This window comes from Micromonospora sp. NPDC047707 (assembly GCF_040704235.1).
GTDB lineage: Bacteria > Actinomycetota > Actinomycetes > Mycobacteriales > Micromonosporaceae > Micromonospora.
The window spans coordinates 38,763-64,863 of record NZ_JBEYSU010000004.1 but is presented as its reverse complement, the minus strand read 5'-3'; the positions used below and the strand labels follow the sequence as shown (position 1 = coordinate 64,863).

Sequence of the window (26,101 nt, the reverse complement as noted above, 5' to 3'; positions counted from 1 at the left end):
CGTCACCATCCGACGCCCCGGCGTCGACCCCCGTTGAGGAGTGACCAGAGATGCAGCCCGGATACCCGCCCCAGCAGCCGGCCCCGGTCGACAACAACATGACGATGTCGATCGTCTCGATCTTCCTGTTCTGGCCGCTGGCCATCCCCGCCATCATCAACGCCAGCAAGGTCAACCCGCTGCTCCAGCAGGGTGACTACGCGGGCGCCCAGGCCGCCGCGGCGGAGTCGAAGAAGTGGTCCAAGTGGGCGCTCATCGTCGGCATCGTCATCTGGGGCGTCACCATCCTGTGCTGCCTGGCCTCCTTCGCGCTGAGCGGCAGCACCGCCAACAGCCTCTGACCGGACGGGACGTCCCACATGCGGCCCGGCCCCGATCCGTACGGTCCATCACCGACGGATCCCACCGCACCGCCGCCGCACGACCCGTACGGCGGGACGCCGGTGTACCCGAACGCGGGCTACCCCTTTCCGCGGGGACAGCAGAACACGCTCGGGCTGATCTCCATGATCCTCGGCATCGCGTCGGTCCCGCTGGTCTGCTGTCACCTCGGCCTGCCGCTGGGCGTGGCCGCGCTGGTGACCGGCTGGCTCGGGAAGCAGAAGGGCGACCAGGGGCTGGCGGGCAACCCGGGCCAGGCGGTCGCCGGCATGGTCTGCGGCGCGCTCGGCGCGGTGCTGGGCCTGGCCTGGGGCGCCCTCACGGTCGTCGGGTTCGGCCTGTCCGGGCCGTGACCGGCGTACCCGTGACAGCTTCGGCGGGGGCACCCGGACGATCCGGGCGCCCCCGCCGCCGTCCCGGGACCGCTCGCGCCGGCGGTGACACTCGCGGTCCTGCCGGCGGAGCGTCGTGACCGCACGGCCGGACCGGAGCGGCCGGCGGGCTCAGGGCGGCCGGCGGGCTCAGGGCGGCCGGCGGGCTCAGGGCGGCCGGCGGGCTCAGGGCGGCCGGCGGACTCAGGGCGGCCGGCGGACTCAGGGCGGCCGGCGGGCTCAGGGGCGGGAGAGGACCCGGGTGGCGGCGGCACCGAGCAGCACGCCGACCCCGGTCACCGCGGTCGCGACGGCCGCCACGTGCCACGGCACCGGACCGATGTCGGCGAGTCGACCGCCGCCCAGCGGCCCGGCGGAGGCCGCCGCGGCGAGGCCGGCCAGCAGGCCCGCGACGGGCCCGGCCAGCACCGCCCGCCGGAGCAGGGGCGCCCAGCGCAGCGGCGCCTTCTCGTCGGCGGCGAGCCGGAGCACCCGGCGGGCCAGCAACCAGCCCGCCACCATGCCGGCCAGCACCGGTATCGCGAGCAGCGCGGTGGCGGGCCCGTCGACCGGCCCCCCGGGAAGTCCGGCCACGAGCGGCACGGCCGGCAGCGCGCCCACCGACACCTCGCTCGTCCGGACGGCCGTGTCGGTGCCGACGGCGAACCCGGGACCGAGCAGGTAACTGGCCGACCAGACGGCGGTGTTCGGGGCGTACGCCAGGCTGACCAGCGTGATGCCCGCCTGGCCGGCCACTCCGGTCCGGTACGCCCCGATCAGGTCGGCCGCGTCACCACCCCCGGTCGCCACCGAGAGGCCCGCCGCACCGGCCCCGGCCGCGAGCAGCAGCAGCCCGGCGACCAGGCCGGCCCGAACTCCGTCGCGCAGCGGCAGCGGCGCCCGCTCGGCGAGCAGGTGGGCGACGCCGGTCGTGCGGGCGGCGCCGACCAGGGCGGCGAGCGTGCCGACGACGGCCAGCGTCAGCCCCGCCCGCACCGGCGACACCCCCGGCCCGTTGGCCGCCACCAGCAGCGCGGCGAGCACGCCGAGCACGGCGTACGCGACACCGACCGCACCGGCGGCGACGAGCGCCCGCCGTGGGGAGCGGCTGCCGCGCGCGCCGATCGCGCGGCTGGTGTGCACTCCGGCGCGGGTGAGCCGCCAGACGGCGAGCAAGGTCAGGGCGAGCGGGGCGAGACCGAGCGGCCCGGCGTCGGTCGTCAACGGGACACCGTGCCCGAGGAGCCAGCCGGCCAGCCCGGCGCGGACCGCACCCGGCACGGTCGCGGCCCCCTCGCTGAGCTGGACGAGCCAGAGCACCACCGCGACCGGCAGCCAGGAGGTGAACGCCGCCCCGGCGGCGGCGACCCCGGCGGCGACGGCGAGGGGCGGCCGGCGGCGGGGCGGCTCGCCGGCGCGCGGTGCGGGGATCCGCCGGGCCGCCCCGGGGCGCCCGGGTGGCCGCGGGCCCACCTCCGTGGGTCGGCTGGGCTGATCGGGGGTGACGAACGACATCGGGGTCTACTCTGGCACGCCGCACCGCTGATGGCAGTCCGATACCGCGCCCGGACGGCGGCGAGTTCCGTGATCCACCGTCCCCCACCTCCGATCGGGTCTAGCCTCGGCCACAGGACGTGATCGCGAGGCGGAGGAGGCACGCCGTGAACGCTCCCTACCCACCGCCCCCACCCCCACCGGCGGGTGGCCGGGACCGGACCACCCTCTGGGGCGTGCTCGGCATCATCACCGGCCTGCTCTGTTGCGGCATCCTGGGGATCGTCTTCGGCTACCTGTCGATCCGCGACGCCCGCCGCTTCGGTCAGTCGCCGGTGCTGGGCTGGCTGGCCATAGCCTTCGGCGTGATCAACATCATCGGGAGCGGCATCCTCTGGGCCGGCGGCAACTATCCGCTCTACAACGACTGAGCCCCGGACCGCCGGGATCCGGAAACGAGCGGAGGGGCCGACCGTGACCGGTCGGCCCCTCCGCGACAGCCGCTGCGGGCTCAGCCCGCCGACATGATCTCCCGCATCAGCTTCGCGGTCTCGGTCGGGGTCTTGCCGACCTTGACACCGACCGCCTCGAGCGCGGCCTTCTTGGCGTCGGCCGTGCCGGCCGAGCCGGAGATGATGGCGCCCGCGTGCCCCATGGTCTTGCCGGGCGGCGCGGTGAAGCCGGCGATGTAGCCGACCACCGGCTTGGTCACGTTCGCCTTGATGAACTCCGCGGCCCGTTCCTCGGCGTCGCCACCGATCTCACCGATCATGACGATCGCGTCGGTGTCCGGGTCGGCCTCGAACGCGGCCAGCGCGTCGATGTGGGTGGTGCCGATGATCGGGTCACCGCCGATACCGACGCAGGTGGAGAAGCCGATGTCGCGCAGCTCGTACATCATCTGGTAGGTCAGCGTGCCGCTCTTGCTGACCAGGCCGATCCGGCCGGTGCCGGTGATGTCGGCCGGGATGATGCCGGCGTTGGAGGCGCCCGGCGAGGCGATGCCGGGGCAGTTCGGGCCGATGATCCGGGTCCGCTCGCCCTGCGCCACGTTGTACGCCCAGAAGGCGGCGGTGTCGTGCACCGGCACGCCCTCGGTGATCACCACGGCCAGCGGGATGCCGGCGTCGATCGCCTCGATCACCGCGCCCTTGGTGAACTGCGGCGGCACGAAGATGACCGTCACGTCGGCGCCGGTCTCCTTCATGGCGTCCGCGACGTTCGCGAAGACCGGCAGCTCGGTGCCGTCGAAGTCCACGGTGGTGCCCGCCTTGCGCGGGTTCACGCCGCCGACGACGTTGGTGCCCGCGGCGAGCATCCGCCGGGTGTGCTTGGAACCCTCGGAACCGGTCATCCCCTGAACGATGACCTTCGAGTCCTTGGTCAGCCAGATCGCCATGTGTCAGACCCCCGCAGCGGCCAGCTCGGCGGCCCGCTCGGCCGCGCCGTCCATCGTGTCGACCCGCTGCACGAGCGGGTTGTTCGCGCCGTCGAGGATCGCCCGACCGGCCTCGGCGTTGTTGCCGTCGAGGCGGACGACCAGCGGCTTGGTGACCTTCTCGCCACGCTGCTCGAGCAGGGCCAGCGCCTGCACGATGCCGTTGGCGACCTCGTCGCAGGCGGTGATGCCGCCGAAGACGTTGACGAAGACGCTCCTGACCGACGGGTCGGACAGCACGATCTCCAGGCCGTTGGCCATCACGGCCGCGCTCGCGCCGCCGCCGATGTCGAGGAAGTTGGCCGGCTTGACGCCGCCGTGCCGCTCACCGGCGTACGCGACCACGTCGAGGGTCGACATGACCAGACCCGCGCCGTTGCCGATGATGCCGACCTCGCCGTCGAGCTTGACGTAGTTGAGGTCCTTCTCCTTGGCGGCCTGCTCCAGCGGGTCCACCGCGGCCTGGTCGACCAGCGCCTCGTGGTCCGGGTGCCGGAAGGCGGCGTTCTCGTCCAGGGTCACCTTGGCGTCGAGCAGCAGCAGCCTGCCCTCGCCGGTCTTCGCCAGCGGGTTCACCTCGACCAGCGTGGCGTCCTCGGCGACGAAGGCCTTCCACAGGCCCACGGCGACCTCGACGACCTGGTCGGCGACCTCGGCCGGGAAGCCGGCGGCGACGACGATCTCGCGCGCCTTCGCCTCGTCGACGCCGGTGTTCGCGTCGATCGGGGCCTTGACGACCTTCTCCGGGGTCTCGGCGGCGACCTGCTCGATGTCCATGCCGCCGGCCACGCTGGCGATGCAGAGGAAGGTACGGTTCGCCCGGTCCAGCAGGTAGGAGAAGTAGTACTCCTCGGCCACGTCCGCGGTCACGGTGATCATGACCTTGTGGACGGTGTGCCCCTTGATGTCCATGCCGAGGATGTCGGTGGCCCGGGCCACCGTCTCCTCCGCGCCCTCGGCCAGCTTCACACCGCCGGCCTTGCCCCGGCCGCCGACCTTCACCTGCGCCTTGACGACCACCCGACCGCCGAGGCGTTCGGCGATCGCGCGGGCCTCCTCCGGGGTCGTGGCGACGCCGCCGGCGAGCACGGGCAACCCGTGCCGCTCGAACAGGTCCCGCCCCTGGTACTCGTACAGGTCCACGATTGCGCGTCCCGTCCCGTCTCCGCGGCGCGCCGTCGCGCCGCCACCAGCGATATGGAAAACAGTTTGACGCCTGTCATCAGTTGAAACAGGCCATTGGGCGCAGCCTAGCGAGGTCGGCACCGCCGGCAACCGAGCGGGTGCGCGGTGTGCGGTAATGCACAACCGCCCCGCCGCCGCCCGCCCGTCATGCCGTCGTCAGCCTTCCGGGCGATGTTGCCCGGGGTGCGTAACCCCTCCGGCAGGGCGTCGTTGAGTGAGGTGTCGGAGCGCTGGTTCGGCGCGACGACGGGAGACGGCCGATGCCCTGTCGGTCGAGGGGTGGCGGCGGGGCATCGTGCATAGAGGGGCCGGACGTGTGAGGGGTGCGTCCGGCCCCTCCCCCTGTTCCGGTACGGGCGCGGGTCGACCGCACGGCCGGCCGCGCGGCCCGGTGGGCGTCAGCCGACCGGCTGCGCCACGTTCTGCCGGACCCACTCCACGATCGACTGGGTGGTCGCCCCCGGCGTGAAGATCTTGGCGACCCCGAGCTTCTCCAGCTCCGGGATGTCGGCGTCCGGGATGATGCCGCCGCCGAACACGACGATGTCCCGCGCGTCCCGCTCGCCGAGCAGTTCCAGCACCTTGCGGAAGAGCGTCATGTGCGCCCCGGAGAGAACGGAGAGCCCGACGGCGTCGGCGTCCTCCTGGATCGCCGTCTCGACGATCTGCTCGGGGGTCTGGTGCAGACCGGTGTAGATGACCTCCATGCCGGCGTCCCGGAGGGCACGCGCGACGACCTTGGCGCCGCGGTCGTGGCCGTCCAGGCCCGGCTTGGCGACGACGACCCGAACACGAGAGCTCATCTGCGCATCCCCTTCACCGGCTCCGCGGCTCTACCTGAACGAACGGTAACCCGGCCGGGCCGAGCCGGGAAATCCGGGCCGCGTCACATCAGGCGGACGGCGGACACCGGTACGTGGCCGGGCAGTGACAGACACGGTCTCGGTCGTCAAGCCGGACGACTCCGCCGTTTGGTCACGCTGCGCGACGAACGGTCGGTATCGGGGGCACGTTCACCGGGCTGTGAGGTGCCACAATCATGGACGCAACCGGACAGATCGCAACACCAATTCGGCGATGCGGCTTGTGACGGACGTGGCAGTTGGCTAACGTGTCCACGGTTGTCATCAGGTCCATGGACGGGTGGCGACGCGGTCAGCGGACGTTCAGCCGAGCTTCACGAACGCCCCGGGCCGCTTCGGTACCCCGACAACGGAGGGTGTGCGTGCGCCAGCGCCTGTCGTCTGAGCCCGATCGATATCGCGGTCGCCGCCGCGTACCCACCCCGCCGCGGAGCCGTTACGCCGCCGTCGTCACCACCGCTTTCGTCGGTGCCGGCGGAGTCGCGCTCCTCGCGGGCGCCCTGCCGGACGCCAAGAGTGTCAACCCGTCGGTCCTCGACGAGTTGAAGGCCGCGTCCACGTTGAGCCAGGACGCCGCCGACCGCGCCGACGCCGCGGACCGCGCGACGCGTGGCAACACCCGCGGCGGCGCCGAGGCCGAGCCCGAGGTCTGGCTGCTCCCCCTCCAGGGTTATGACTTCAACTCGCCCTACGGGGTGCGCTGGGGCAAGTTACACACCGGCGTCGACCTGGTCGCCCCCGAAGGCACCCCCTACGTCGCCATCCACGACGGCACCGTCACCAAGGCCGGCTGGTTCGGCGGGTACGGCTACACGGTGATCGTCCGCCACGCCGACGGCAGCGAGGCCATCTACGGCCACTCCTCCGCGGTGACGGTCAAGGAGGGCCAGCAGGTCAAGGCGGGCGACCAGCTCGGCCTGGTCGGCAACACCGGCCACTCCTACGGCTCCCACCTGCACCTGGAGATCCATGTCAAGGGCGAGCCGCTCGACCCGGTGCCATGGCTCAAGGAGCGCGGAGTGGACATCAAGCTCCAGGTGGAGGCAATCTACAACGAGGTTGCCGCCTCCTGACGCTGCGTGACACCCGATAACCGCCCGGATCGTTCGATCCGGGCGGTTCCGTATTGCCACCCGAGGCGGGAAAGTGTCCCGGGTCACATCACGGGATGTGGCCAAGCGCACGGCCACCCATGATCGACTTTCGCGGCATTCCCGGACAGCAGGGGACATAGGGCCCTCGACCACATCGGACCTGCCGCCGCCGCCCCGGTCCCCCTACCCGGCCTGATCCGGACCGACACCAGTATTTCGAGGTCACATGCCCCTCGATCAGTGAAGGTCCGTAGTGCAGGACGACAGCTCCAACCCGACCGAGAACATCGCCCCCGTCCGGCACCGCAGGCGGGCCAGCAGGCGTACCCGCGTGCTGGTGGCCACGGCGGTCGCGGTGGCCGGACTCGGCCTCGGGGGCGTCGCGGTCGCCGCAACAGGTAACGACGACGCCACCGTGCCGGCCGCCGCCGCGATCGACGCACAGGCCCGCGCCGACGCCGCCGCCCGGGCCGACCGCTCCGCCCGCGAGTCGGCCAGGCCCACCCCGGCGAGCCCGACGCCCGGCCCGTCCACTGCCAGCCCCACACCGAAGGCCACCGCCAAGCCGACGGTGACGGCCAAGCCGACGCCGAAGAAGACCACCCGGCCGAAGCCGACGTGGGTCATCCCCATGAAGGGCGCGGAGATTACCTCCTGCTACGGCCCCCGCTGGGGAGTCCTCCACGCCGGAATCGACTTCGCCATGCCCGCCGGCACGCCGGTCCGCGCCGCGTACCGCGGCACCGTGGAGAAGGCCGGCGACGCCGGCGACGGCTACGGCATCTCCGTCGTGGTCGACCACGGCAACGGCTACCTCACCCACTACGCCCACCTGAGCACCGCGAAGGTGAGCGTCGGTGACCCGGTCGCCGCCGGGGAGACCATCGGCCTGGAGGGCTCCACCGGCGACTCCACCGGCCCGCACCTGCACTTCGAGGTGCACCAGGGCCAGCTGTGGAACCAGATCGACCCGGCGCCGTTCCTGCGCGCCCGGGGCATCGACGTGGCCTGCTGACGGCTTGTAGCTCCTCAATTGACCTGTCGGTCTCTCATCGGGCCCGAGTGGGCCGAGCGGCAGGCGGGCAAGGCCGGCATCGCTTCACCGCGCTGTGCAAAAGGGTTCGCCGCCACCGATGGCCCGACCGGCCCGCAGGCGTCTGCGACCGGCTCGGCCCGGGCACGACAATTCACTCACACCCTGCTCACAACGCCCATGCATACTTGTCGGTCGGTCGGTCGGCCGGCCGGTCGGCGGTTCGGTCGAGGAGGTGGCGGGGTGCGGGTCCTGGTCGTGGAAGATGAGGTGCTGATGGCTGAGGCCGTCGCCGAAGGGCTGCGGCAGGAGGCCATCGCCGTCGACGTCGCCTACGACGGGGCGGCGGCACTGGAGAAGCTCGCCGTCAACGCGTACGACGTGGTGATCCTCGACCGCGACCTGCCGCGGGTGCACGGCGACGAGGTGTGCCGCCAGGTCGTGGCGCAGGGCCTGGACGTGCGGGTGCTGATGCTCACCGTGTCGGTGACGGTGGCCGAGCGGGTCGCCGGGCTCAGCCTCGGCGCCGACGACTACCTGCCGAAGCCGTTCGCCTTCGCCGAGCTGGTGGCCCGGGTGCGGGCGCTCGCCCGGCGCGCCCGACCGGCGACCCCGCCGGTGCTGGAACGGGCCGGGATCCGGCTCGACCCGCACCACCGCGAGACCTACCGTGACGGCCGCTACGTGAGTCTGTCCCGCCGCGAGTTCGCGGTGCTGGAGGAGCTGCTGCGGGCCGGAGGCGCGGTGGTGTCGGCCGAGACGCTGCTGGAGAAGGTCTGGGACGAGCACATGGACCCGTTCACCACCATCGTCCGGGTCACCATCAGCGGGCTGCGCCGCAAGCTGGGCGAGCCGCAGCCGATCGAGACGGTCACCGCCGTCGGCTACCGGATCCGCTGATGCGCGAGTGGCGCGGCAGCCTGCGGGTCCGGCTGACCGTCGTGTTCAGCCTGCTGTTCGCCCTGGCGGGCGGGGCGGTGCTGGCGGGCATGCTGATCCTGGTCGACAACAGCATGGAGTTCAGCCTGAACGTCGCGTACAACGAAAAGTACGGGCTGCTCCCGCCGGAGCAACAGGCGGTCGCGAGTGAGCACATCGAGCGCAGTTTCGTCTCCAAGCAGACGATCATGGATTCGATGCAGGCGAACCTGCTGTTCAAGGGCGGGATGACGCTGCTGGCGGTGTGGGTGCTGGTCACCGCGGCGGGCTGGTTCGTCGCCGGGCGGCTGCTGCGCCCGCTCAGCATGATCACCGAGACCGCGCACCGGATCGCGGGGCGCACCCTGCACAAGCGCATCGACCTGGACGCCCCGCCCAGCGAGGTGAAGAGCCTGGCCGACTCGTTCGACAGCATGCTGGACCGCCTCGACGAGGCGTTCGCCGGGCAGGGCCGGTTCATCGCCAACGCCGCGCACGAGTTGAAGACCCCGATCGCGCTCAACCGCACCCTGCTCGATGTGGCGATGGCCCGCCCGGACAGCCCACCGCAGGTGCTGCGGCTCGGCGAGAACCTGCTCACGGTCAACCTGCGCCACGAACGGCTGATCGATTCGCTGCTCACCCTGGCCAGGGCAGACGAGGCCGTCACCGACCGGCGGTCGGTCGACCTGGCGCAACTGGCGGGGTATGCGCTCGAGGTCACCGCGAAGGCGGCCGTGGAGCAGCGGGTGCAGGTCCAGTCGCAACTCGCGGCGGCGCCGGTGGTCGGCGACCCGATCCTGCTGGAGCAGTTGATCCGCAACCTGGTCGACAACGCGGTCCGCTACAACCACCCGCACGGCTTCGTGTGGGTGCAGACCCTGGCCGAGGTCCGGCAGGCCGAGATCATCGTGACCAATACGGGCGCGCTGATCTCGCCGCACGAGGTGCCGGTGCTGTTCGAGCCGTTCCGCCGGCTCACCGATCGGGTGGGTTCGGCCCGGGGCAGCGGTCTGGGCCTGTCCATCGTGCGTGCGGTCGCCCAGGCTCACGGCGGCGACGCGCTGGCCACCCCCCGTCCCGACGGCGGCCTGTCCGTGCGCGTGATCCTGCCCCGCCCGTGACGCCCTGCGGGCATGAGCCCACGACTGCACCCGAAGAATCAGTAAATACATCGACTTTGGATGATGTTAGCGGGATGTGAGGAACTCTGCTCACCGCCCCATAACACCACCTCTGGTGACCTGTGTACCGAGACGGCCGGTGAACCCCGCCGGCGTCCAGCACAGGCATGGCGGCGACGTTCCCGTCGAGACGGAGCGTCGTACGCGATGCGCAAGCCTTGGTCCAGAGGAGAAGTAGATGCCGATCGACGGCAGACGGGTGGGCCAGCGTTCACCGCGTGGCATCCGGTACGCGGCACTGGCGGCGTGTGCGCCGTTGCTGGTGGCGGTGTTGACGGCGTGCGGGCCGGACCAGTCGGAGACCACCGGCGGCGCGGCGAACTCCGGCACCGCCGGCGAGTGGAACGCCTACGACAAGCAGATGCAGAACCTTGTGACGTGCCTGCACGAGCAGGGCGCTACGGGAGTCCGCTACCTCGGCCACGACAAGGTGGGGGAGGAATTCTCGGGCATGCCGGACTCGGTGACTCCCGAACTGGTCCAGTGCTTCGAGAAGTGGCCCGCGCTGGACCGCCCGGTGAAGGACACGCTCAGCAAGCCGAGCGAGGAGCAGCTGCGCGAGGCCCGCGCGAACGCGCAGTGCATGCGCGACAACGGCGTGCCGGACTTCCCGGATCCTGATCCCAACCCGGCCCCGGCCGACGAGACCGCCTTGCGAGGCCTCAAGGAGAAGCACCGAGCCATGATGGAGAAGCCGGCGGCCAAGGCGGCGGCGAAGATTTGTCTGCCCGACACCAGCGACCTGACGGGCGTCGGATGAGCGGCCGATCTCGCCGGGTGCTCTTCGGTGTCGTCGCCGCCGCGGTGGTCGCCGCGGCGGCGGCGATGTCCGCCGGGGTCCTCGCCGGGGGCGGGAAGGACAGCCCCGTCGGCGCTCCCGCCGTCGACACCGTCAAGGTGACGCGGTCCACGATCACGGCGGCCACGGTCGTCGAGGGCGAGATCGGCTACGGCCAGCCGTCGGCGATCACCTCCAAGGCGGCCGGCACCCTGACCTGGCTCGCGGCGGCCGGCAGCACGGTGCGGCGCGGACAGCCGCTGCTGCGTGCCGACAACAACCCGATCGTGCTGCTCTACGGCGAGCTGCCGTTCTACCGGGTCCTCGCCGACGGAGTCGAGGGCCCGGACGTCGCCCAGCTCGAGGAGAACCTGATCGCGTTGAAGTACACCGGCTTCGAAGCGGACACCTCCTACTCCGCGTCGACCGCGGCCGCCGTCAAGCGATGGCAGAAAGACCTGGGGCTGCCCGACACGGGCACTGTGGCGCCGACGGACGTGATCGTCGCACCCGGCCCGCTGCGGATCGCCACCCAGACGGCCCGGCTCGGGGCGCCGGCCGCCGGTGACATCCTCACCGCCAACCCGACCACCCTCATCGTCACCGCGAAGGTGCCAGCCACCGAGCCCGACCTGGCCAAGAAGGGCGCCAAGGCCACCGTCACGCTGCCCGACGGCGCACCGGTGACGGCGACCGTGCTCGGCGTGGTGCCACCCGCGTCCCCCGGCGGTACGCCCGCGGATCCGGCGCCGGATCAGGGGGAGCCCACGGTCACCGTGCAGCTGGCCCTGAAAGCCACCGCCAAGCCGCAGCCCGGGCCGGTGACGGTTCGCTTCGTCACCGCCGAGCGCGCCGACGTGCTCGTCGTGCCGATCCAGGCGCTGCTCGCCGTCGGCGAGCGCGGCTACGGCGTGGAACTGCGGGACGGCGCGACCAGCCGGGTCGTGCCCGTGCAGACCGGGCTGTTCGCCAGCGGCAAGGTCGAGATCAGCGGCGACGGCATCGTCGAGGGCGTCACCGTGGGAGTCGCGCAGTGAACGTGGTCGAGCTGACGGACGTCACCAAGACCTACCCCGGCGGGGTACGGGCCGTACGCGGCGTCAGCCTCGACATCGCGTACGGCGAGGCGGTCGCCGTCGTCGGGCGTTCCGGATCGGGCAAGTCCAGCCTGCTCAACCTGATCGGCACCCTGGACCGCCCCACCAGCGGCCGGGTCCGCATCGGCGGGCACGACGTGGCGGCCCTCTCCGACCGGCAGCTGTCCGGGCTGCGGGCCGCCACGATCGGCTTCGTCTTCCAGCAGTTCCACCTGACCCCGGGCGTCGCGGTGCGCACGGCGGTGGCCGACGGCCTGCTCTACTCGAGCGTGGCCGCCCAGGAGCGGCTGCGGCGGGCCGACGCCGCGTTGGAACGGGTCGGCCTGGGCCACCGGCTGCACCACCGTCCGCACGAGCTGTCCGGCGGTGAGCGGCAGCGGGTGGCGATCGCCCGGGCGCTGGTCGGTGACCCGCCGCTGCTGCTGGCCGACGAGCCCACCGGCAACCTCGACTCCGCCTCCGGCGAGACCGTGCTGGGCCTGCTGGCGCAGCTGAACGCGACCGGCACCAGCGTCGTGGTCATCACCCACGACCGGGAGCTGGCGGCACGGCTGCCGCGGCGGGTCGAGGTCTCCGACGGGCTCATCGTGCGCGACGAGCGCGAACCCGGTGTGGTGCCGTTCGCCGCGCGGGTCGGGGCGGCCCGGTGACCGCCCCGCCCCGCCCCGGGCGGCTGTCGCCAGCCGACGTGCTGCGGCTCGGCGCGGTCGGGCTGCGATCACGCCGGCTGCGGGTGTTCCTGTCCGCGCTCGGCATCGCGATCGGCATCGCCGCGATGATCGCCGTGGTCGGTATCTCCAGCTCCAGCCAGGCCGAACTGAACCGGCAGCTGGACGACCTGGGAACCAACCTGCTGACTGTCGAGCCGGGCAGATCGTCGGCCGACAAGCCGACGCAACTACCGAAAGAGGCGATCCCCATGATCGCAAGAATCGCGTCGGTGGAGGCGGTGTCGGCGGTCGGACGGCTGCCCAACGTGCACGCGTACCGCAACGAGCACGTCAACCCCGTGCAGACCGGCAGCCTCACCGTGTACGCGGGCCACCTCGACCTGCCGGCAACGGTCGGGCTCGACCCGGTCAGCGGGCACTGGCTGAGCCAGCCCACCGCCGACTTCCCCACCGCCGTGCTGGGCTGGACCGCGGCGCAGCGGCTCGGCATCGACGACGCCGCGGCACGGCCGCAGATCGTGCTCGGCAAGCACCGCTTCACCGTGGTGGGCGTGCTGCGGCCGGTGCCGCTGGCCGAGGACCTGGACCGCGCCGTGTTCGTCGGCTGGTCGGCCGCGGAGAACTACCTCGGCTTCGACGGGAACGCGACGACCGTCTACACGCGTACGGCGGAGGACGCGGTGGCCGAGGTACGCAAGGCCCTGCCGCGCACCGTGAAACCGGGGGCGCCCCACGAGGTCCTGGTCTCGCGGCCGTCCGACGCGCTGGCCGCCAGAATGATCACCGAGAACACGTTCAGCGGCCTGCTGCTGGGCCTCGGCGCGGTGGCGCTGCTGGTCGGCGGGATCGGCGTCACGAACACGATGGTCATCTCGGTGCTCGAACGCCGCTCGGAGATCGGCCTGCGCCGGGCGCTCGGAGCCACCCGCGGCCAGATCCTGCTGCAGTTCCTGGTGGAGTCGCTGCTGCTGTCCGCGCTCGGCGGACTCGGCGGCATCCTGATCGGCGTCGTGGTGACCGGCGGGTACGCGGCCACGCAGGACTGGCCGGCCGTGGTGCCGCTCTGGGCGACGGCGGGCGGGTTCGCCGCGACGCTGCTGATCGGCGCGGTCGCGGGGCTCTACCCCGCTGTGCGGGCCGCCCGGCTCACGCCGACGCAAGCGCTGGCGGGCGTCTGAGCCGACCGGCCGGCGGCGTCCCGATCGGGGGTCGCCGCCGGCCGGCGGCCGGTGCGGAACCGCCCGAGTACTGGTCGGAACTGCCGGACCGGTCGGGTTCCCCGACGACTCGAACATGGACTCGCCGGTGCCCGGCTTCAGCAGCCGTACCAGCAGGAGCGCCCGGCGCTCAGCCGGGCCGAGTCCGCGGCCTGCACCGCACCTGCTCAGGCAGTCCCTGGCCGCGGCTCAGAGCCTGTCGATCGGGGCGTGCCGAAGGACCAGCCACATCGTCTGGTCGCCGAAGTCGATCTGGGCCCGCGCCCCCGGGCCGTGCCCCTCCACGGCGAGCACCCGGCCCAGCCCGTACCGCTGGTGGTTGACCCGGTCCCCGACCGCCACCTTGGGCGCCTGCGGAAGCTCGCTCGCCGTCGCCAGCCGGCTGCCGTCCACGCCGAGACGCTTCGCGAGCTGCGCCGCCTTCGGGGTACCCCCGGTGAAGCCGCCACGGCCGCGGTCGGCGCGGTCCGCGCGGCCACCCACGCCTCCGCCACCGCCGGCCCACGACGTGTACGACCCCTCGGTGCGCTCCCAACGCACCAGCTCCGTGGGAAGCTCCTCCAGGAACCGGGACGGCGGGTTGTAGGCGGGCTGCCCCCACGCCGAGCGGGTCACCGCCCGGGACAGGTAGAGGCGCTGGCGGGCCCGGGTGATGCCCACGTACGCGAGGCGCCGCTCCTCCTCCAGTTCCCGCGTGTCCCCGAGGGCGCGCAGGTGGGGGAAGACGCCGTCCTCCAGGCCGGTCAGGAACACCACCGGGAACTCCAGGCCCTTGGCGGTGTGCAGCGTCATGAGGGTGACCACGCCCTGGTGCTCCGGGTCGTCGCTGGGGACCTGGTCGGCGTCGGCGACCAGCGCGACCTGCTCCAGGAAGCCGGCGAGCGTGGCCCGCTCCCCCTCGGCGCCGAGCGCCTCGACCCGCTCCGTGTACTCCCGGGCGACGCTGACCAGCTCCTGCAGGTTGTCGACCCGGCCGGCGTCCTGCGGGTCGAGGCTCTCCTCCAGCTCGGTCAGGTAACCCGAGCGGGTCAGCAGCGCCTCGAGCACCTCCTCGGGGGTGCCCGTCTCGGCCAGCTCCCGGGCGCCGTCGAGCAGCGCGACGAACTCGGCGATGCCGTTGGCCGCCCGGGTGGAGATGCCCGGCGCGTCCTTGGCCCGGCGCAGGGCCGCGCCGAAGGAGATCCGGTCCCGGCCGGCGAGCGCCTCGACGCACGCCTCGGCCCGCTCCCCGATGCCTCGGCGCGGCGTGTTCAGGATCCGGCGGAGGCTGACCGTGTCGTCGTCGTTGACCACCGCGCGCAGGTACGCCAGGGCGTCGCGGACCTCCTTGCGCTCGTAGAAGCGCACCCCGCCGACCACCTTGTACGGCAGGCCGACCCGGATGAACACCTCCTCGAAGACGCGGGACTGGGCGTTGGTGCGGTAGAACACCGCCACGTCCCCCGGGCGGGTGCCCCCGTCGTCGACGAGCCGGTCGATCTCCCGGGCCACCCAGTCCGCCTCGGCGTGCTCGGTGTCGGCGACGTAGCCCACGATCGGGTCGCCGGACCCGGCGTCGCTCCACAGCCGCTTCGGCTTGCGGGAGGTGTTGCGGTCGATCACGGCGTTGGCCGCGTTGAGGATGGTCTGGGTGGAGCGGTAGTTCTGCTCCAGCAGGATCGTCCGGGCGTCGCTGAAGTCGCGCTCGAACTCCAGGATGTTGCGGATCGTCGCGCCCCGGAACGCGTAGATCGACTGGTCGGCGTCACCCACCACGCACAGCTCGGCCGGCTCCAGCCCCTCGGTGCCGGACACCAGCTCCTTGATCAGCACGTACTGGGCGTGGTTGGTGTCCTGGTACTCGTCGACGAGCACGTGCCGGAACCGGCGCCGGTAGGTCTCCGCGACGTGCGGGTGCGACTGGAGCAGGTGCACCGTCGTCATGATCAGGTCGTCGAAGTCCTGCGCGTGTGCCTCCCGCAGCCGCCGCTGGTAGAGCGTGTACGCCTCGGCGAGCGCCCGCTCGTTGGGGCCCTTGGCCCGGGCGGCGAACGCCTCCGGGTCGACCAGCTCGTTCTTCAGGTTGGACACCTGGGCCGCCAGGCCGCGTGCCGGGTAGCGCTTCGGGTCGAGATCCAGCTCGCGGGCGACGAGCTGCATCAGCCGGCGGGAGTCGTCCGCGTCGTAGATCGAGAACGTGGACTTGAGGCAGGCGTGCTCGTGCTCGGCCCGCAGGATGCGGACGCAGGCGGAGTGGAACGTCGACACCCACATCAGCCGGGCGCGCGGGCCGACCAGCGCGGCCACCCGGTCCTTCATCTCGCCGGCGGCCTTGTTGGTGAAGGTGATCGCGATGATCTGGCCGGGGTGCACGTCCCGCGCCGCCAGCAGGTACGCGATCCGGTGGGTCAGCACCCGGGTCTTGCCCGATCCGGCGCCGGCCACGATGAGCAGCGGCGACCCGGCGTGGGCGACCGCGTCCCGTTGGGGGCCGTTCAGCCCGTCGAGGAGCTGCTGCGGGTCGAGGCGCGCGGCGGCGGTCCGGCGCGGCGGAGCAGGCTCGGGCGCGGGCGGGGACACGGGGATGTCGAAGAGAGGATGCATCGCACGGCGAGTCTATGCCGCCGCCCCGACGAAACCCGCCACGCACGCCCCGGGTGTAAGGAAGGGCCCCTTCTTAACGTCTCCGGTAGTGGAAGGGCCCCTTGTTAACGGCTTTCCTTGCGCCCGTCGCAGCCCTCACGGCATACTCGACGGCGTGTTCGGTCAGCGCTTCTACTTTTACTACGGCTCCGGGAGTCCGGCAGCCGTAGGTCGCGCCTGATCAACCAGACCTACGAAAGCCCCGGGCTCCGCGAGCCCGGGGCTTTTCCGTCCCGGGATCCGGGCACCGGGCCCGACATCCGAAGGGTACGGCGATGATGACAGACGTGGCGGAGCAGAACGGGAGCCGGGCCGAAGCGGGCGGGGCCGGCGGCTCCGTCGATCCCCGCACCGGCGCCCAGGAGCCGCTGGCGGCGGCCCGGATCGCGGAGATCCGCCAGCGCATCGACGAGATCGACCAGGCGCTGGTCGAGCTGTGGCAGGAACGGGCCCGGCTCTCCCAGCAGGTCGGGGCGACCCGGATGGCCTCCGGCGGCACCCGCCTGGTGCTCTCCCGGGAGCAGGAGATCCTGGAGCGGTTCCGGTCGGCGCTCGGCGCGGACGGCACCCAGTTCGCGATGCTGCTGCTCCGGGCCGGCCGCGGCCCGCTCTGAGGCCGGCCGCGGCCCGCGTTGGGGCCGGCCGCGCGCCGCCCCGCCGCGACCCTTCGCACCACGCCTCGGGTCTGCGGCCCCGCAGCCGTGCCCGGTGGGCGTCCGCTCGCCGCGGGCCGGCGACGGGCGGGAGACGAGGACCGGGGCGCCGGCCGTGGTGCGGCCGGCGCCCCGGGTCACTGAGGAGGCACTACCTTCACCGCCGGCCCCGTCAGGGTGGTCGGGCGACGGCGTCTGGAGGGCTACTACTCGACCGCGTGCACCACGTCGCGTACCTCGGCGAAGTGGCAGGCGCTCGGGTGCGCCGACTTCTCCCGCACCTCCAGGACCGGTTCCTGCTGGGCGCAGATGTCCTGGGCCTTCCAGCACCGGGTCCGGAACCGGCAGCCCGACGGCGGGTTGGCCGGCGACGGGACGTCACCGGTGAGGACGATCTGGTCCCGCAGGCCGCGCAGCTTCGGGTCCGGCACCGGCACGGCCGAGAGCAGCGCCTGGGTGTACGGGTGGGTGGGGTTCTCGTAGATCTGGTCCTCGGTGCCGATCTCGACGACCTTGCCGAGGTACATCACCGCGACCCGGTCGGCGATGTGCCGGACCACGGACAGGTCGTGGGCGATGAAGATGTACGAGAGACCCAGCTCGTTCTGGAGCTTCTCCAGCAGGTTGATCACCTGCGCCTGGATCGACACGTCCAGGGCGGAGACCGGCTCGTCGCAGAGGATGATCTCCGGGTTGAGCGCGAGCGCCCGGGCGATGCCGATGCGCTGGCGCTGGCCGCCGGAGAACTGGTGCGGGTACCGGTTGATGTGGTCGGGGTTGAGGCCGACCAGCTCCAGCAGCTCCTGGACCCGCGCCCGCCGCTTCGCCCGGGGCAGCACGTCGGGGTGCACCTCGAAGGGCTCACCGACGATGTCGCCGACGGTCATCCGCGGGTTGAGCGACGTGTACGGGTCCTGCATGACGAGCTGGATGTTCCGCCGGCCGCGACGCCGCTCGGCGCCGCTCACCTTCGACATGTTCTTGCCCTGGACGAAGAGGTCGCCCGAGGTCGGGGTCTCCAGACCCACCAGCATCCGCGCCAGGGTCGACTTTCCGCAGCCGGACTCGCCGACGACGCCGAGCGTCTCGCCACGGCGCAGCTGCAGGTTGATCCCGTCGACCGCGCGGACCGCGCCGACCTGCTTCTTGAAGAGGATCCCCTGGGTCAGCGGGAAGTGCTTCACCAGGTCGCGGGTCTCCAGCACGATGTCAGACACCGGCCTTGACCTCCTTCCAGAAGTGGCAGGCGGCCGTCCGGACCGGCGACACCTGGTAGAGCGGCGGCGACGGTTCCTGGCGGCAGACGTCCTGCGCGTACCGGCACCGCGGGTTGAACGAGCAGCCCTTCGGGATGTTCGTCAGCGCCGGCGGCAGCCCCTTGATGGCGGCGAGCTCCTGGCCCTTGAGGTCCAGTCGCGGAATCGACTCGAGCAGGCCCTTGGTGTACGGGTGGGCCGGGCTCGCGTAGATGTCCTCCACCGGCGCTTCCTCGATGACCCGACCGGCGTACATGACCGAGATCCGGTCCGCAACGTCGGCGACCACGCCCATGTCGTGCGTGATCAGCACCAGGCTCATGTTCCGCTCGCGCTGAAGCTCGGCGAGCAGAGTCATGATCTGCGCCTGCACGGTGACGTCCAGGGCGGTGGTCGGCTCGTCGGCGATCAGCACCTCCGGGTCGAGCGCGAGCGCCATGGCGATCATGACGCGCTGGCGCATACCGCCGGAGAACTGGTGCGGGTAGTCGTTCACCCGCTGCTTCGCCGCCGGAATCTTGACCAGGTCGAGCAGCTCGACCGCGCGCGCCCTGCTGTCCTTGCGGGACATGCCGCGGTGCTTGCGGAACAGCTCACTGAGCTGGAAGCCGACGGTGAAGACCGGGTTCAGCGCCGACAGGGCGTCCTGGAAGATCATCGCGATCCGGTTCGCCCGGACCTTGCGGCGCTGCGCCTCCGGCAGCTTCAGCAGGTCCACGCCCCGGTAGAGGATCTGGCCGCCGGTGATGAAACCGGGCGGGCTGTCCAGGATGCCCATGATCGCCTGGGCGGTGACGCTCTTGCCGCAGCCGGACTCGCCGAGGATCGCTCGGGTCTCACCCGGCCGCAGGTCGAAGCTCACGCCGTTGACCGCGCGCGCGATGCCGTTCCGGGTGCGGAACTCCACGTGCAGGTCCTTGACCTGGAGCGGCATGGCGTTCGGGTCCAGGCCGGGCAGGGCGTCTAGCTTGACGTTCACATCAGTGCTCATGGGACTCACCGGAACTTCGGGTCGAGGGCGTCACGCAGGGCGTCACCCATGAGGATGAAGGACAGCACCGTGCCGACCAGCAGCCCGCAGGGGAAGAGCAGCAGCCACGGGTCCTCCAGGAAGTAGACCTGGTGGGTCGAGATCATGATGCCCCACGACTGGGCGGGCGGCTGGAGCCCGACACCGAGGAAGGTCAGCGTGGCCTCCGCGGCGACGAACGAGCCGAGCACGATGGTCGCGTACACCAGCATCGGCGCGATCGCGTTGGGCAGGATGTGCCGGAACATCAGCCGACCGTTGGTGGCGCCCACCGCCTTCGCGGCGTGCACGTAGTCCAGGTCCTTCGACGAGATGACGCTACCGCGGATGATCCGCGAGATGACCGGCCAGGTGAGCAGGAACAGCACCAGGGCGATGGTCACCGGGTTCTGCCGCTTGATGACCGTGAGGAACACGATCGCCCCGAGCAGGAACGGCAGCGAGAGGAAGATGTCCATCACGCGGGAGATGACCGCGTCGACCCAACCGCCGTAGTAGCCGGCGAGCAGGCCGAGGGCACCACCGATCAGGATCATGGCGCCGGTTGCCATGATCGCGATGATCATGGAGGGGCGGGCGCCGTAGATGGCGTGCGAGTAGTAGTCGCAGCCGAGGATGTCGGTGCCGAAGGGGTGATCCCAGCTCGGCGCGACCCGGGAGCGGTCGGTGCTGCAGTCGCGCGGGTCCTGGCTCGTCCACAGCCGTGGGAAGGCCGCCATCGAGCCGACCACGAGGATGTAGAGGAACGCGATCATGAAGACCGGGTCGCGGACCAGTTGCCGGCGGGCGTCCGCCCACAGGCTCGCGCTGCGCTCCTTGCCACCGGTGGTCGCGGGGTCCCCCGCCGCCGCCGGCCCGTCACCGCCCACCGGCGCGCCGCCGACGGCGGTGCCGGCACTGGTCAGGTCGCTCATGTCCACACCTCGTTTCGTTCTGCCCTGCCGCGGGCGGCGGGGGTCTCCCGCCACCGGTTGCTCGCCCTGGTCCGGTCACTCATAGCGGATCCTCGGGTCGAGGACGGCGTACAGGATGTCGACCAGCAGGTTGGCGACCAGGACGACCAGCACCAGCATCGTCACCACGCCGATGACCACGGACGACTCGCCGGTGCGCGCCGAGAACGTCACCAGGCGGCCGATGCCGGGCACGTTGAAGATGGTCTCGGTGACCACCGCACCGGCCATGGCGGAGCCGATGTCGACGCCGATGAAGGTGATGACCGGGATCAGCGAGTTGCGCAGCGTGTGGACACCGATGACCCGCTTGTTCGCCAGACCCTTGGCCCGCGCGGTCCGCACGTAGTCGGCCCGGATGTTCTCCATGATGCTGGTCCGGGTGAGTCGCGCGGTGGTGGCGAGCGAGACGGCGCCCAGCACCATGCCCGGGATGACCAGGCTGGCCAGTGGATAGTCGGGCTTGAAGCCCGGGCTGAAGATGCCGTTCGAGATGACCTCGGGGATCCAGGCCTGGTCCCGCAGGACGTTGCCGAACTTGACCCCGACGAACTCCCGCACCACGACGCCGAGCACGAAGATCGGGACCGAGATCACGAACACGGTGCTGATCTTGACCAGGTTGTCGGCGAAGCTACCGCCCCGCAGGCCCGCCCACACGCCGGCGGCGATACCGACGACCGACTGGAAGACGATCGCGATCACCAGCAGCTTCAAGGTGTACGGGAGAGCGTCCGCCACGAGATCGGTGACCTCACGCTGGCGGAGGTTGATGCCGAAGTCGAACTCGAGGAAGACGCCGGTGACCCGATCGACGAACAGCCCGAGGCACGGGTTGCCCTTCTGGTCGAGGCAGGGGTCACCGTAGCCGAGCCGCTCGGTGATCGCCTGCAGCAGGGCCGGCGGCGGCGTCCGGTCGCCGAAGATGGCCCGGACCGGGTTCCCGCTGAACTGGATCGCCAGCGAGGTGATGTAGTGCAGCAGGAACATGGTGCCCAGCACGGTGGGGATGAACTGGAGCAACCGTCGAATGACGTAGCGCCCCATGTCGGGGTCTCCTCTCGGCGCTGACGTGGCGGCAACGATCGCCCTGGTGGGGTGACCGTTGCCGCCACGTCCTGTTACGGCTGGATCAGGAGTCTGAAGCTCAGTTCTGCTTCAGCGAGGTCGCAGCGTAGTCGGCGTCCGAGACCTTGTTCCAGACGAAGTTGTCGACGTTCTCGCTGTAGATCGCGGCCTCCTTGCGCCACCACATCGGGATGACCGGCAGGTCCTCGAGGATCAGGTCCTCCGCCTTCTGGTAGAAGGGGATCGCCTCCTCGATGGACTTGGCGCTGTCACCCTGCTGGAGCAGGCTGTCGAACTCCGGGTTGGCGTAGGTGGAGTTGTTGCTGTCCGCGCCGGTGCTGTACAGCGGCGAGAGGAAGGTCTCCAGGAACGGGTAGTCCGGGCCCCAGCCGAGACGGAACGGACCGGTGAACTTCTTGGCGTCCGCGGTCTCGAGGTACTGGGCGAACTGCAGGTTGATCTTCAGCTCGTAGTCGATGCCCAGCGCGGCCTTGATCTGGTCGCCGACCGCCTGCAGCCACTGCTCGTGGCCGGCACCGGCGTTCGCCCAGAGCTGCAGCTTCTTGCCGGCCGGCCAGCCGCCCGCCTCCTGCAGCAGCTGCTTGGCCTTCTCGACGTCCTTCTTGCAGTACTGGCAGACGTTCTCGCGGGCGCCCTGGAAGGACGGCGCGATGTAGCCGGTGGCCGGGGCCTGCCGACCGTCGAAGACGGCGTCGATGATGGACTGCCGGTCGATCGCCAGCGAGAGCGCCTGGCGGATCTTCTTGTCCTTGAACTCCGGCAGGTAGATCGGCATGCCCACGTAGGTGAGGCTGTCACCCGCGAGCTCGAAGAGGCGGTCGCCGTAGGTGGACTTCGCCTCCTTGTAGCGCGCCGGCGGCAGGGTGTACATCACGTCCAGCTCGCCGGCCTGGAAGGCGGCGTAGCCGGCGTCGACGTCCGCGAAGATCCGGAAGGTGATCTTGTCGGGCTTGCCCGGCTCGCCCTTCCAGGACTCGCTGCGGACCAGGTTGATGCCGACGTTGTGCTGCCAGCTGCCCTCGATCTTGTAGGGGCCGTTGCCGATCGGGGTCTCGTTGCACTTGTCGGCCGCGTCGATGCACGCCTTGGCCATCGGGGAGTAGCCCGGGTAGCCGATCGTGGTCGGGAAGCCGGAGAACGCCTCGGCCAGCTCGACGGTGAAGGTCAGGTCGTCGACCTTCTTCAGGCCGGAGAGCTCCTTGGCCTTCGGCTCCGGGGCCTTCTTCGGGCCCTCGCCGTCCGGGTCCTCGGACTGGACGTCCTTGAAGCCGGCGATCCGCTTCATGAAGTAGCCGTTGTTCTGGCCGTTGGGGCCGTAGGCGGCGTAGTTCCACGCCCGGATGAACGCGTCGGCGTTGACCGGCTCACCGTTGTCGAAGGTGTAGCCGCTCTTGACCTTGATCGTCCAGAGCTTCTGGTCGTCCGAGGTGATCGACTCGGCCAGGTCGTTCTCCGGCGCGCCGGACTCGGCGTTGTACTTGACCAGCTGACGGTAGATCTGACGGATCACGTAGAGCGACGGCTCGTCGTCACCGGCGGACGGCAGCAGGAACGCCGGCTCCGCGTTGTAGACCCGGAGCTCGCCGCCCGCCTGGCCGGCAGCGTCGTCCGGGTCGTCGCCGCCGCTGCTGCAGGCGGTGGCCAACATGGCGGTGGCGGTCGCCGCGACCGCCACCTTCAGGAATTTCCCGCGCATGGGAGTGCCTCCTCAGGGCGCTCGGCTCACGAGGGGGTTGTGAGGTGCCTGCCACTGTGACACCCGATGCACGGTGGCGGGAAGGCGTGTTATCAACCCGATACCCGGCCGGGACGGTGCGTACATTCGTCCGGAGGCGGCTTCACCCTCCCCGGTCAGGCGTGGTAAGAGCTGCGGGAACGTTCCCGCCGGGCCGGTTCGCCACGGGTAGGGTCGATCCACGATGACCTTTCCGCCTTCCGCCACGCCCCTGGCCGACGTGCGCCGGGCCCTCGCCATCTTCGCCCATCCGGACGATGTGGATTTCGGCTGTGCGGGCACCGTGGCCACCTGGACGGGCAGCGGGATCGAGGTCGCCTACGTTCTGGTTACTGAGGGTGATGCTGGGGGATACGACGAGACACCCCGGCCGGAGCTGGTCCGGCAACGCGCGGAGGAGCAGCGGGCGGCGGCCGCCGCCGTCGGCGTCCGGCAGGTCGACGTCCTGACCGGGTACGCCGACGGCACGCTCGCGCCGACGCCACAGCTCCGCCGGGACCTCACCGCGGCCATCCGCCGGTTCCGCCCGGACCGGGTGCTGACCAGCTCGCCGCTGCGCCGGTGGGAGCACATCGCCGGGCCGGGACACCCCGACCACCAGGCCGTCGGCGAGGCGGCCACCTGCGCCGTCTACCCGGACGCGCGCAACCCGTTCGCGTACCCCGACCTGCTCGCCGCCGGCCTGGAGCCGTGGGTCGTACGGGAGGTCTGGTACGCGGGCGGCCCGGCACCCGACCATGCCGTCGACGTCACGGACAGTTACCACCGCAAGGTCGCCGCGATGCGCGCCCACCGGTCGCAGACCGCTCACCTCGACGTGGACACCTGGGTACGCGACCAGCTCACCGCCATCGCGGCCGACGCCGGCCTGCCGCCCGGCCGCCTCGCCGAGGCGTTCACCGTCCTGCGGACGGAGTGAGCGGCGACCCCGTCCGGCGCAGCCGGCACGGTCAGACGAGGCGGCGGTCGGCCGCCCAGCGGGACAGCTCGTAACGGTTGGACATCTGGAGCTTGCGCAGCACGTTCGACACGTGCGTCTCGACCGTCTTGATCGAGATGTACAGCTCCTTGGCGATCTCCTTGTACGCGTACCCCCGGGCGAGCAGCCGCAGCACCTCCCGCTCGCGGTTGGTGAGCTGGTCCAGCTCGGGATCGGAGACCGGCGCGTCGGGCCGGGCCGCGAACGCGTCCAGCACGAACCCGGCCAGCCGGGGGCTGAACACCGCGTCCCCGTCGGCGACCCGGCGGATCGCCGCCGCCAGCTCGTCCGGTGAGATGGTCTTGGTGACGTAGCCCCGCGCGCCGGCCCGGATCAGCCCGATCACGTCCTCGGCGGCGTCCGACACGCTCAGCGCCAGGAACCGCACCTGCGGGTGCGTACGCCGCATGGCCTCGAGCACCGCGCGGCCGCCACCGTCGGGCATGTGCACGTCGAGCAGCACCACGTCGGGCTCCGTGGCGGCGATCCGGCTGACCGCCTCGGCCACCGTGCTCGCCTCACCCACCACCTCGACGTGCACACCCAGCTCGGCGCGCACCCCGGCCCGGAACATCGCGTGGTCGTCGACGAGGAAGACCCGCAGCCGCTCCGGGGCGGTCCCCGTCTCCTCGACCGGGCCCGTCGTCTGCTCCGCCATCACCTGTCCCTTTCCGCCGTGGACGAGTCCCGGGAGATCGGCAGGATCAACCGGACCTCGGTCCCCTCCCCCGGCTCGGACCGGATCTCCGCCCGGCCGCCGTGCCGCCTCATCCGCCCGATGATCGAGCCCCGGACACCGTGCCGGTGGTCCTCCACCGTATCCGGGTCGAAGCCCTTCCCACGGTCCCGGACGAAGACACTGACCTGCTCCGGCTCGACCTCGGCGTACAGCGAGACGGTCTGCACGCCGGCGTGCCGGGCGGCGTTGACCAGGGCCTCCCGCGCGGCGGCCACCAGCGCGCCCACCCGTTCGTCGGTCTCCCGGTCACCGACGACCACCGTCTCCACGGTGATCGCGAAGGTGTCCTCCACCTCGGCCGCCGCCTGCTCCAGGGCCGCCGCGAAACGCTCCGTCGGGGAGCCGGTCGGCTTGTAGAGCCAGTTGCGCAGCGAGCGCTCCTGACCCCGGGCGAGCCGCTGCACGGTCTTCACGTCACCGGCGTTGCGCTGGATCAGCGCGAGGGTGTGCAGCACCTGGTCGTGCACCATCGCGGCCAGCTCGGCCCGCTCCTGCTCGCGGATCCGTCCCTCGCGCTCCGAGCGCAGCTGGTTCCACGTCCGCCAGAGCACCGGCGCGGCGACCACCCCGACGCCGGCGAGCCCGACCAGCGCGAAGATCACGCCGTTGAGCACCGCGTCGAAGTTCTGGGCCGGCGAGTAGACGGCCGCGACGCCGATGATGCCCACCGCGACGAGCACGCCGCCGCCGATGAACCGCAGCACGAACGCCCGCCGGTCGCTCTCCTCGACCACCGCGCTCAACCAGGGCACCGGCATCGCCTCGCCCCACTGCCGCCGCCGCTCGGGGGCGGACTGGTGCCAGATCACCCCGGCGCCGACCGCGATGATCGCCACCAGCCACCCGGCGGTGCCGGCTGCGCCCACCGAGTCGAAGAGCACCATCTGGAGCAGCAGCACCACGAGCCCGATCGCCACGAACGGCAGCAGCTGCGCGACGTCGCGGCGCGGAGGTACGGCGGTGTCGCCCGGTCGCAGCGGCACCACCGCCCAGAAGGCGGCGTAGAGGAGCAGACCGAGACCGCTCAGCCCGAGCAGCACCATGAAGGCGACCCGGACGCGGAGCACCGAGATGCCGAGGTGCTCGGCGATGCCCGCGGCCACCCCGGCGGCCATCCGGTGCTCGGGGGCGCGGTAGAGGCGAGGGGGCTGGGTCACGGTGCTGATCGGGGGCTCCCTGGTCACGACGGGTACGGTGTGGGCGACCGTCCGCTGCCGGCGCCGGTTCGATCGTCACACGGCACGCCGCCGCCCGACCACGGGGACGCCCCGGACATCCGGGCCGCCCGGATCTCAGGGTGGTGTCAGGGTCTCCTCCTGAG

The 26,101-nt window shown here is 71.6% G+C and carries 24 protein-coding genes and 1 pseudogene; 13 read left to right on the top strand and 12 right to left on the bottom strand.

From position 1 onward, the window contains the following. Window positions 1-50: 50 nt before the first annotated feature. Window positions 51-341 carry a CD225/dispanin family protein gene (locus tag AB0873_RS05805; protein ID WP_155330336.1) on the top strand — a complete coding sequence of 97 codons (291 nt, stop codon included), beginning with the start codon at window positions 51-53 and terminating at the stop codon, window positions 339-341. 60 nt (window positions 342-401) lie between these two features. Then, window positions 402-734: pseudogene (locus tag AB0873_RS05800) on the top strand (DUF4190 domain-containing protein); the annotation flags it as partial. A gap of 258 nt (window positions 735-992) precedes the next feature. On the opposite strand, the gene AB0873_RS05795 reads toward AB0873_RS05800, so the two are convergent. Beyond that, window positions 993-2,267 carry a DUF6350 family protein gene (locus tag AB0873_RS05795; protein WP_366598615.1) on the bottom strand — a complete coding sequence of 425 codons (1,275 nt, stop codon included), beginning with the start codon at window positions 2,265-2,267 and terminating at the stop codon, window positions 993-995. 146 nt (window positions 2,268-2,413) lie between these two features. On the opposite strand from AB0873_RS05795, the gene AB0873_RS05790 reads away from it, so the two are divergent. Continuing rightward, window positions 2,414-2,677 carry a DUF4190 domain-containing protein gene (locus tag AB0873_RS05790; RefSeq protein WP_155330334.1) on the top strand — a complete coding sequence of 88 codons (264 nt, stop codon included), beginning with the start codon at window positions 2,414-2,416 and terminating at the stop codon, window positions 2,675-2,677. A gap of 80 nt (window positions 2,678-2,757) precedes the next feature. On the opposite strand, the gene sucD is transcribed toward AB0873_RS05790, so the two are convergent. The 3 genes from sucD to AB0873_RS05775 form a co-directional block, all read right to left on the bottom strand. After that, a complete protein-coding gene (gene sucD, locus AB0873_RS05785) occupies window positions 2,758-3,645 on the bottom strand; it encodes a succinate--CoA ligase subunit alpha (RefSeq protein WP_155330333.1) in 888 nt (295 codons plus the stop codon). Window positions 3,646-3,648: 3 nt separating this feature from the next. Beyond that, the gene (gene sucC / locus AB0873_RS05780) at window positions 3,649-4,827 is read right to left on the bottom strand and encodes an ADP-forming succinate--CoA ligase subunit beta (RefSeq protein WP_366598614.1); all 1,179 of its coding nucleotides are present in this window, start codon (window positions 4,825-4,827) and stop codon (window positions 3,649-3,651) included. A gap of 440 nt (window positions 4,828-5,267) precedes the next feature. Continuing rightward, window positions 5,268-5,672, bottom strand: coding sequence for a cobalamin B12-binding domain-containing protein (locus tag AB0873_RS05775; protein WP_155330331.1), 405 nt, complete (start codon window positions 5,670-5,672; stop codon window positions 5,268-5,270). A gap of 422 nt (window positions 5,673-6,094) precedes the next feature. Between AB0873_RS05775 and AB0873_RS05770 the strand changes: the two genes are divergently transcribed. From AB0873_RS05770 to AB0873_RS05735, 8 genes are all read left to right on the top strand, one after another. Further along, complete coding sequence (locus AB0873_RS05770) at window positions 6,095-6,805, top strand: M23 family metallopeptidase (RefSeq protein ID WP_155330330.1); 711 nt, start codon at window positions 6,095-6,097, stop codon at window positions 6,803-6,805. Window positions 6,806-7,079: 274 nt separating this feature from the next. Then, window positions 7,080-7,841: a peptidoglycan DD-metalloendopeptidase family protein gene (locus AB0873_RS05765; RefSeq protein WP_366598613.1), complete on the top strand. Its 762-nt coding sequence runs from the start codon at window positions 7,080-7,082 to the stop codon at window positions 7,839-7,841. 261 nt (window positions 7,842-8,102) lie between these two features. Beyond that, window positions 8,103-8,759, top strand: coding sequence for a response regulator transcription factor (locus tag AB0873_RS05760; protein WP_366598612.1), 657 nt, complete (start codon window positions 8,103-8,105; stop codon window positions 8,757-8,759). Continuing rightward, window positions 8,759-9,901 carry a HAMP domain-containing sensor histidine kinase gene (locus AB0873_RS05755; protein WP_366598611.1) on the top strand — a complete coding sequence of 381 codons (1,143 nt, stop codon included), beginning with the start codon at window positions 8,759-8,761 and terminating at the stop codon, window positions 9,899-9,901. The genes AB0873_RS05760 and AB0873_RS05755 overlap by 1 nt, the downstream gene beginning before the upstream one ends. A gap of 238 nt (window positions 9,902-10,139) precedes the next feature. Then, window positions 10,140-10,721, top strand: coding sequence for a hypothetical protein (locus AB0873_RS05750; protein WP_366598610.1), 582 nt, complete (start codon window positions 10,140-10,142; stop codon window positions 10,719-10,721). Further along, the gene (locus AB0873_RS05745; protein WP_366598609.1) at window positions 10,718-11,776 is read left to right on the top strand and encodes a peptidoglycan-binding protein; all 1,059 of its coding nucleotides are present in this window, start codon (window positions 10,718-10,720) and stop codon (window positions 11,774-11,776) included. Before AB0873_RS05750 ends, AB0873_RS05745 begins: the two co-directional genes overlap by 4 nt. A 2-nt stretch (window positions 11,777-11,778) precedes the next feature. Then, window positions 11,779-12,486 carry an ABC transporter ATP-binding protein gene (locus AB0873_RS05740; protein WP_366598784.1) on the top strand — a complete coding sequence of 236 codons (708 nt, stop codon included), beginning with the start codon at window positions 11,779-11,781 and terminating at the stop codon, window positions 12,484-12,486. Beyond that, window positions 12,483-13,685, top strand: coding sequence for an ABC transporter permease (locus AB0873_RS05735; RefSeq protein WP_366598608.1), 1,203 nt, complete (start codon window positions 12,483-12,485; stop codon window positions 13,683-13,685). The genes AB0873_RS05740 and AB0873_RS05735 overlap by 4 nt, the downstream gene beginning before the upstream one ends. Before the next feature lie 228 nt (window positions 13,686-13,913). Here the strand turns inward: AB0873_RS05735 and pcrA are convergent, their stop codons facing one another. Then, window positions 13,914-16,307, bottom strand: a complete 2,394-nt coding sequence (gene pcrA, locus AB0873_RS05730; protein WP_366598607.1) for a DNA helicase PcrA — start codon at window positions 16,305-16,307, stop codon at window positions 13,914-13,916. A 314-nt stretch (window positions 16,308-16,621) separates the two neighbouring features. On the opposite strand from pcrA, the gene AB0873_RS05725 reads away from it, so the two are divergent. Further along, window positions 16,622-16,960 (top strand): chorismate mutase, encoded by a 339-nt coding sequence (locus AB0873_RS05725; RefSeq protein WP_366598606.1) that lies wholly within the window; start codon window positions 16,622-16,624, stop codon window positions 16,958-16,960. A gap of 245 nt (window positions 16,961-17,205) precedes the next feature. Here AB0873_RS05725 and AB0873_RS05720 read toward each other — a convergent pair whose 3' ends face one another. From AB0873_RS05720 to AB0873_RS05700, 5 genes are all read right to left on the bottom strand, one after another. Continuing rightward, window positions 17,206-18,216, bottom strand: a complete 1,011-nt coding sequence (locus AB0873_RS05720; protein ID WP_155330322.1) for an ABC transporter ATP-binding protein — start codon at window positions 18,214-18,216, stop codon at window positions 17,206-17,208. Beyond that, window positions 18,209-19,246 (bottom strand): ABC transporter ATP-binding protein, encoded by a 1,038-nt coding sequence (locus AB0873_RS05715; protein ID WP_366598605.1) that lies wholly within the window; start codon window positions 19,244-19,246, stop codon window positions 18,209-18,211. Before AB0873_RS05715 ends, AB0873_RS05720 begins: the two co-directional genes overlap by 8 nt. Before the next feature lie 5 nt (window positions 19,247-19,251). After that, window positions 19,252-20,199: an ABC transporter permease gene (locus AB0873_RS05710; RefSeq protein WP_366598604.1), complete on the bottom strand. Its 948-nt coding sequence runs from the start codon at window positions 20,197-20,199 to the stop codon at window positions 19,252-19,254. Window positions 20,200-20,274: 75 nt separating this feature from the next. After that, window positions 20,275-21,285: an ABC transporter permease gene (locus tag AB0873_RS05705; protein ID WP_155330319.1), complete on the bottom strand. Its 1,011-nt coding sequence runs from the start codon at window positions 21,283-21,285 to the stop codon at window positions 20,275-20,277. Window positions 21,286-21,385: 100 nt separating this feature from the next. After that, entirely contained in the window at window positions 21,386-23,023 is a 1,638-nt protein-coding gene (locus tag AB0873_RS05700) for an ABC transporter substrate-binding protein (protein WP_366598602.1), read from the bottom strand. Between the two features lie 223 nt (window positions 23,024-23,246). Between AB0873_RS05700 and AB0873_RS05695 the strand changes: the two genes are divergently transcribed. Continuing rightward, window positions 23,247-23,981 carry a PIG-L deacetylase family protein gene (locus AB0873_RS05695; protein WP_366598601.1) on the top strand — a complete coding sequence of 245 codons (735 nt, stop codon included), beginning with the start codon at window positions 23,247-23,249 and terminating at the stop codon, window positions 23,979-23,981. A gap of 31 nt (window positions 23,982-24,012) precedes the next feature. Here the strand turns inward: AB0873_RS05695 and AB0873_RS05690 are convergent, their stop codons facing one another. Continuing rightward, window positions 24,013-24,699, bottom strand: coding sequence for a response regulator transcription factor (locus AB0873_RS05690; RefSeq protein ID WP_366598600.1), 687 nt, complete (start codon window positions 24,697-24,699; stop codon window positions 24,013-24,015). Continuing rightward, complete coding sequence (locus tag AB0873_RS05685; RefSeq protein WP_366598599.1) at window positions 24,699-25,964, bottom strand: PspC domain-containing protein; 1,266 nt, start codon at window positions 25,962-25,964, stop codon at window positions 24,699-24,701. Before AB0873_RS05685 ends, AB0873_RS05690 begins: the two co-directional genes overlap by 1 nt. Window positions 25,965-26,101 lie beyond the last annotated feature (137 nt).

Bases quoted from the DNA above. Each gene is read 5' to 3' on its own strand.
- AB0873_RS05715 (WP_366598605.1), bottom strand. From the start codon at position 19,246: ATGAGCACTGATGTGAACGTCAAGCTAGACGCCCTGCCCGGCCTGGAC.
- AB0873_RS05710 (WP_366598604.1), bottom strand. From the start codon at position 20,199: ATGAGCGACCTGACCAGTGCCGGCACCGCCGTCGGCGGCGCGCCGGTG.
- AB0873_RS05695 (WP_366598601.1), top strand. From the start codon at position 23,247: ATGACCTTTCCGCCTTCCGCCACGCCCCTGGCCGACGTGCGCCGGGCC.
- AB0873_RS05700 (WP_366598602.1), bottom strand. From the start codon at position 23,023: ATGCGCGGGAAATTCCTGAAGGTGGCGGTCGCGGCGACCGCCACCGCC.
- pcrA (WP_366598607.1), bottom strand. From the start codon at position 16,307: ATGCATCCTCTCTTCGACATCCCCGTGTCCCCGCCCGCGCCCGAGCCT.
- AB0873_RS05745 (WP_366598609.1), top strand. From the start codon at position 10,718: ATGAGCGGCCGATCTCGCCGGGTGCTCTTCGGTGTCGTCGCCGCCGCG.
- sucD (WP_155330333.1), bottom strand. From the start codon at position 3,645: ATGGCGATCTGGCTGACCAAGGACTCGAAGGTCATCGTTCAGGGGATG.
- AB0873_RS05750 (WP_366598610.1), top strand. From the start codon at position 10,140: ATGCCGATCGACGGCAGACGGGTGGGCCAGCGTTCACCGCGTGGCATC.
- AB0873_RS05705 (WP_155330319.1), bottom strand. From the start codon at position 21,285: ATGGGGCGCTACGTCATTCGACGGTTGCTCCAGTTCATCCCCACCGTG.
- AB0873_RS05775 (WP_155330331.1), bottom strand. From the start codon at position 5,672: ATGAGCTCTCGTGTTCGGGTCGTCGTCGCCAAGCCGGGCCTGGACGGC.
- AB0873_RS05725 (WP_366598606.1), top strand. From the start codon at position 16,622: ATGATGACAGACGTGGCGGAGCAGAACGGGAGCCGGGCCGAAGCGGGC.
- AB0873_RS05690 (WP_366598600.1), bottom strand. From the start codon at position 24,699: ATGGCGGAGCAGACGACGGGCCCGGTCGAGGAGACGGGGACCGCCCCG.
- AB0873_RS05795 (WP_366598615.1), bottom strand. From the start codon at position 2,267: ATGTCGTTCGTCACCCCCGATCAGCCCAGCCGACCCACGGAGGTGGGC.
- AB0873_RS05755 (WP_366598611.1), top strand. From the start codon at position 8,759: ATGCGCGAGTGGCGCGGCAGCCTGCGGGTCCGGCTGACCGTCGTGTTC.
- AB0873_RS05805 (WP_155330336.1), top strand. From the start codon at position 51: ATGCAGCCCGGATACCCGCCCCAGCAGCCGGCCCCGGTCGACAACAAC.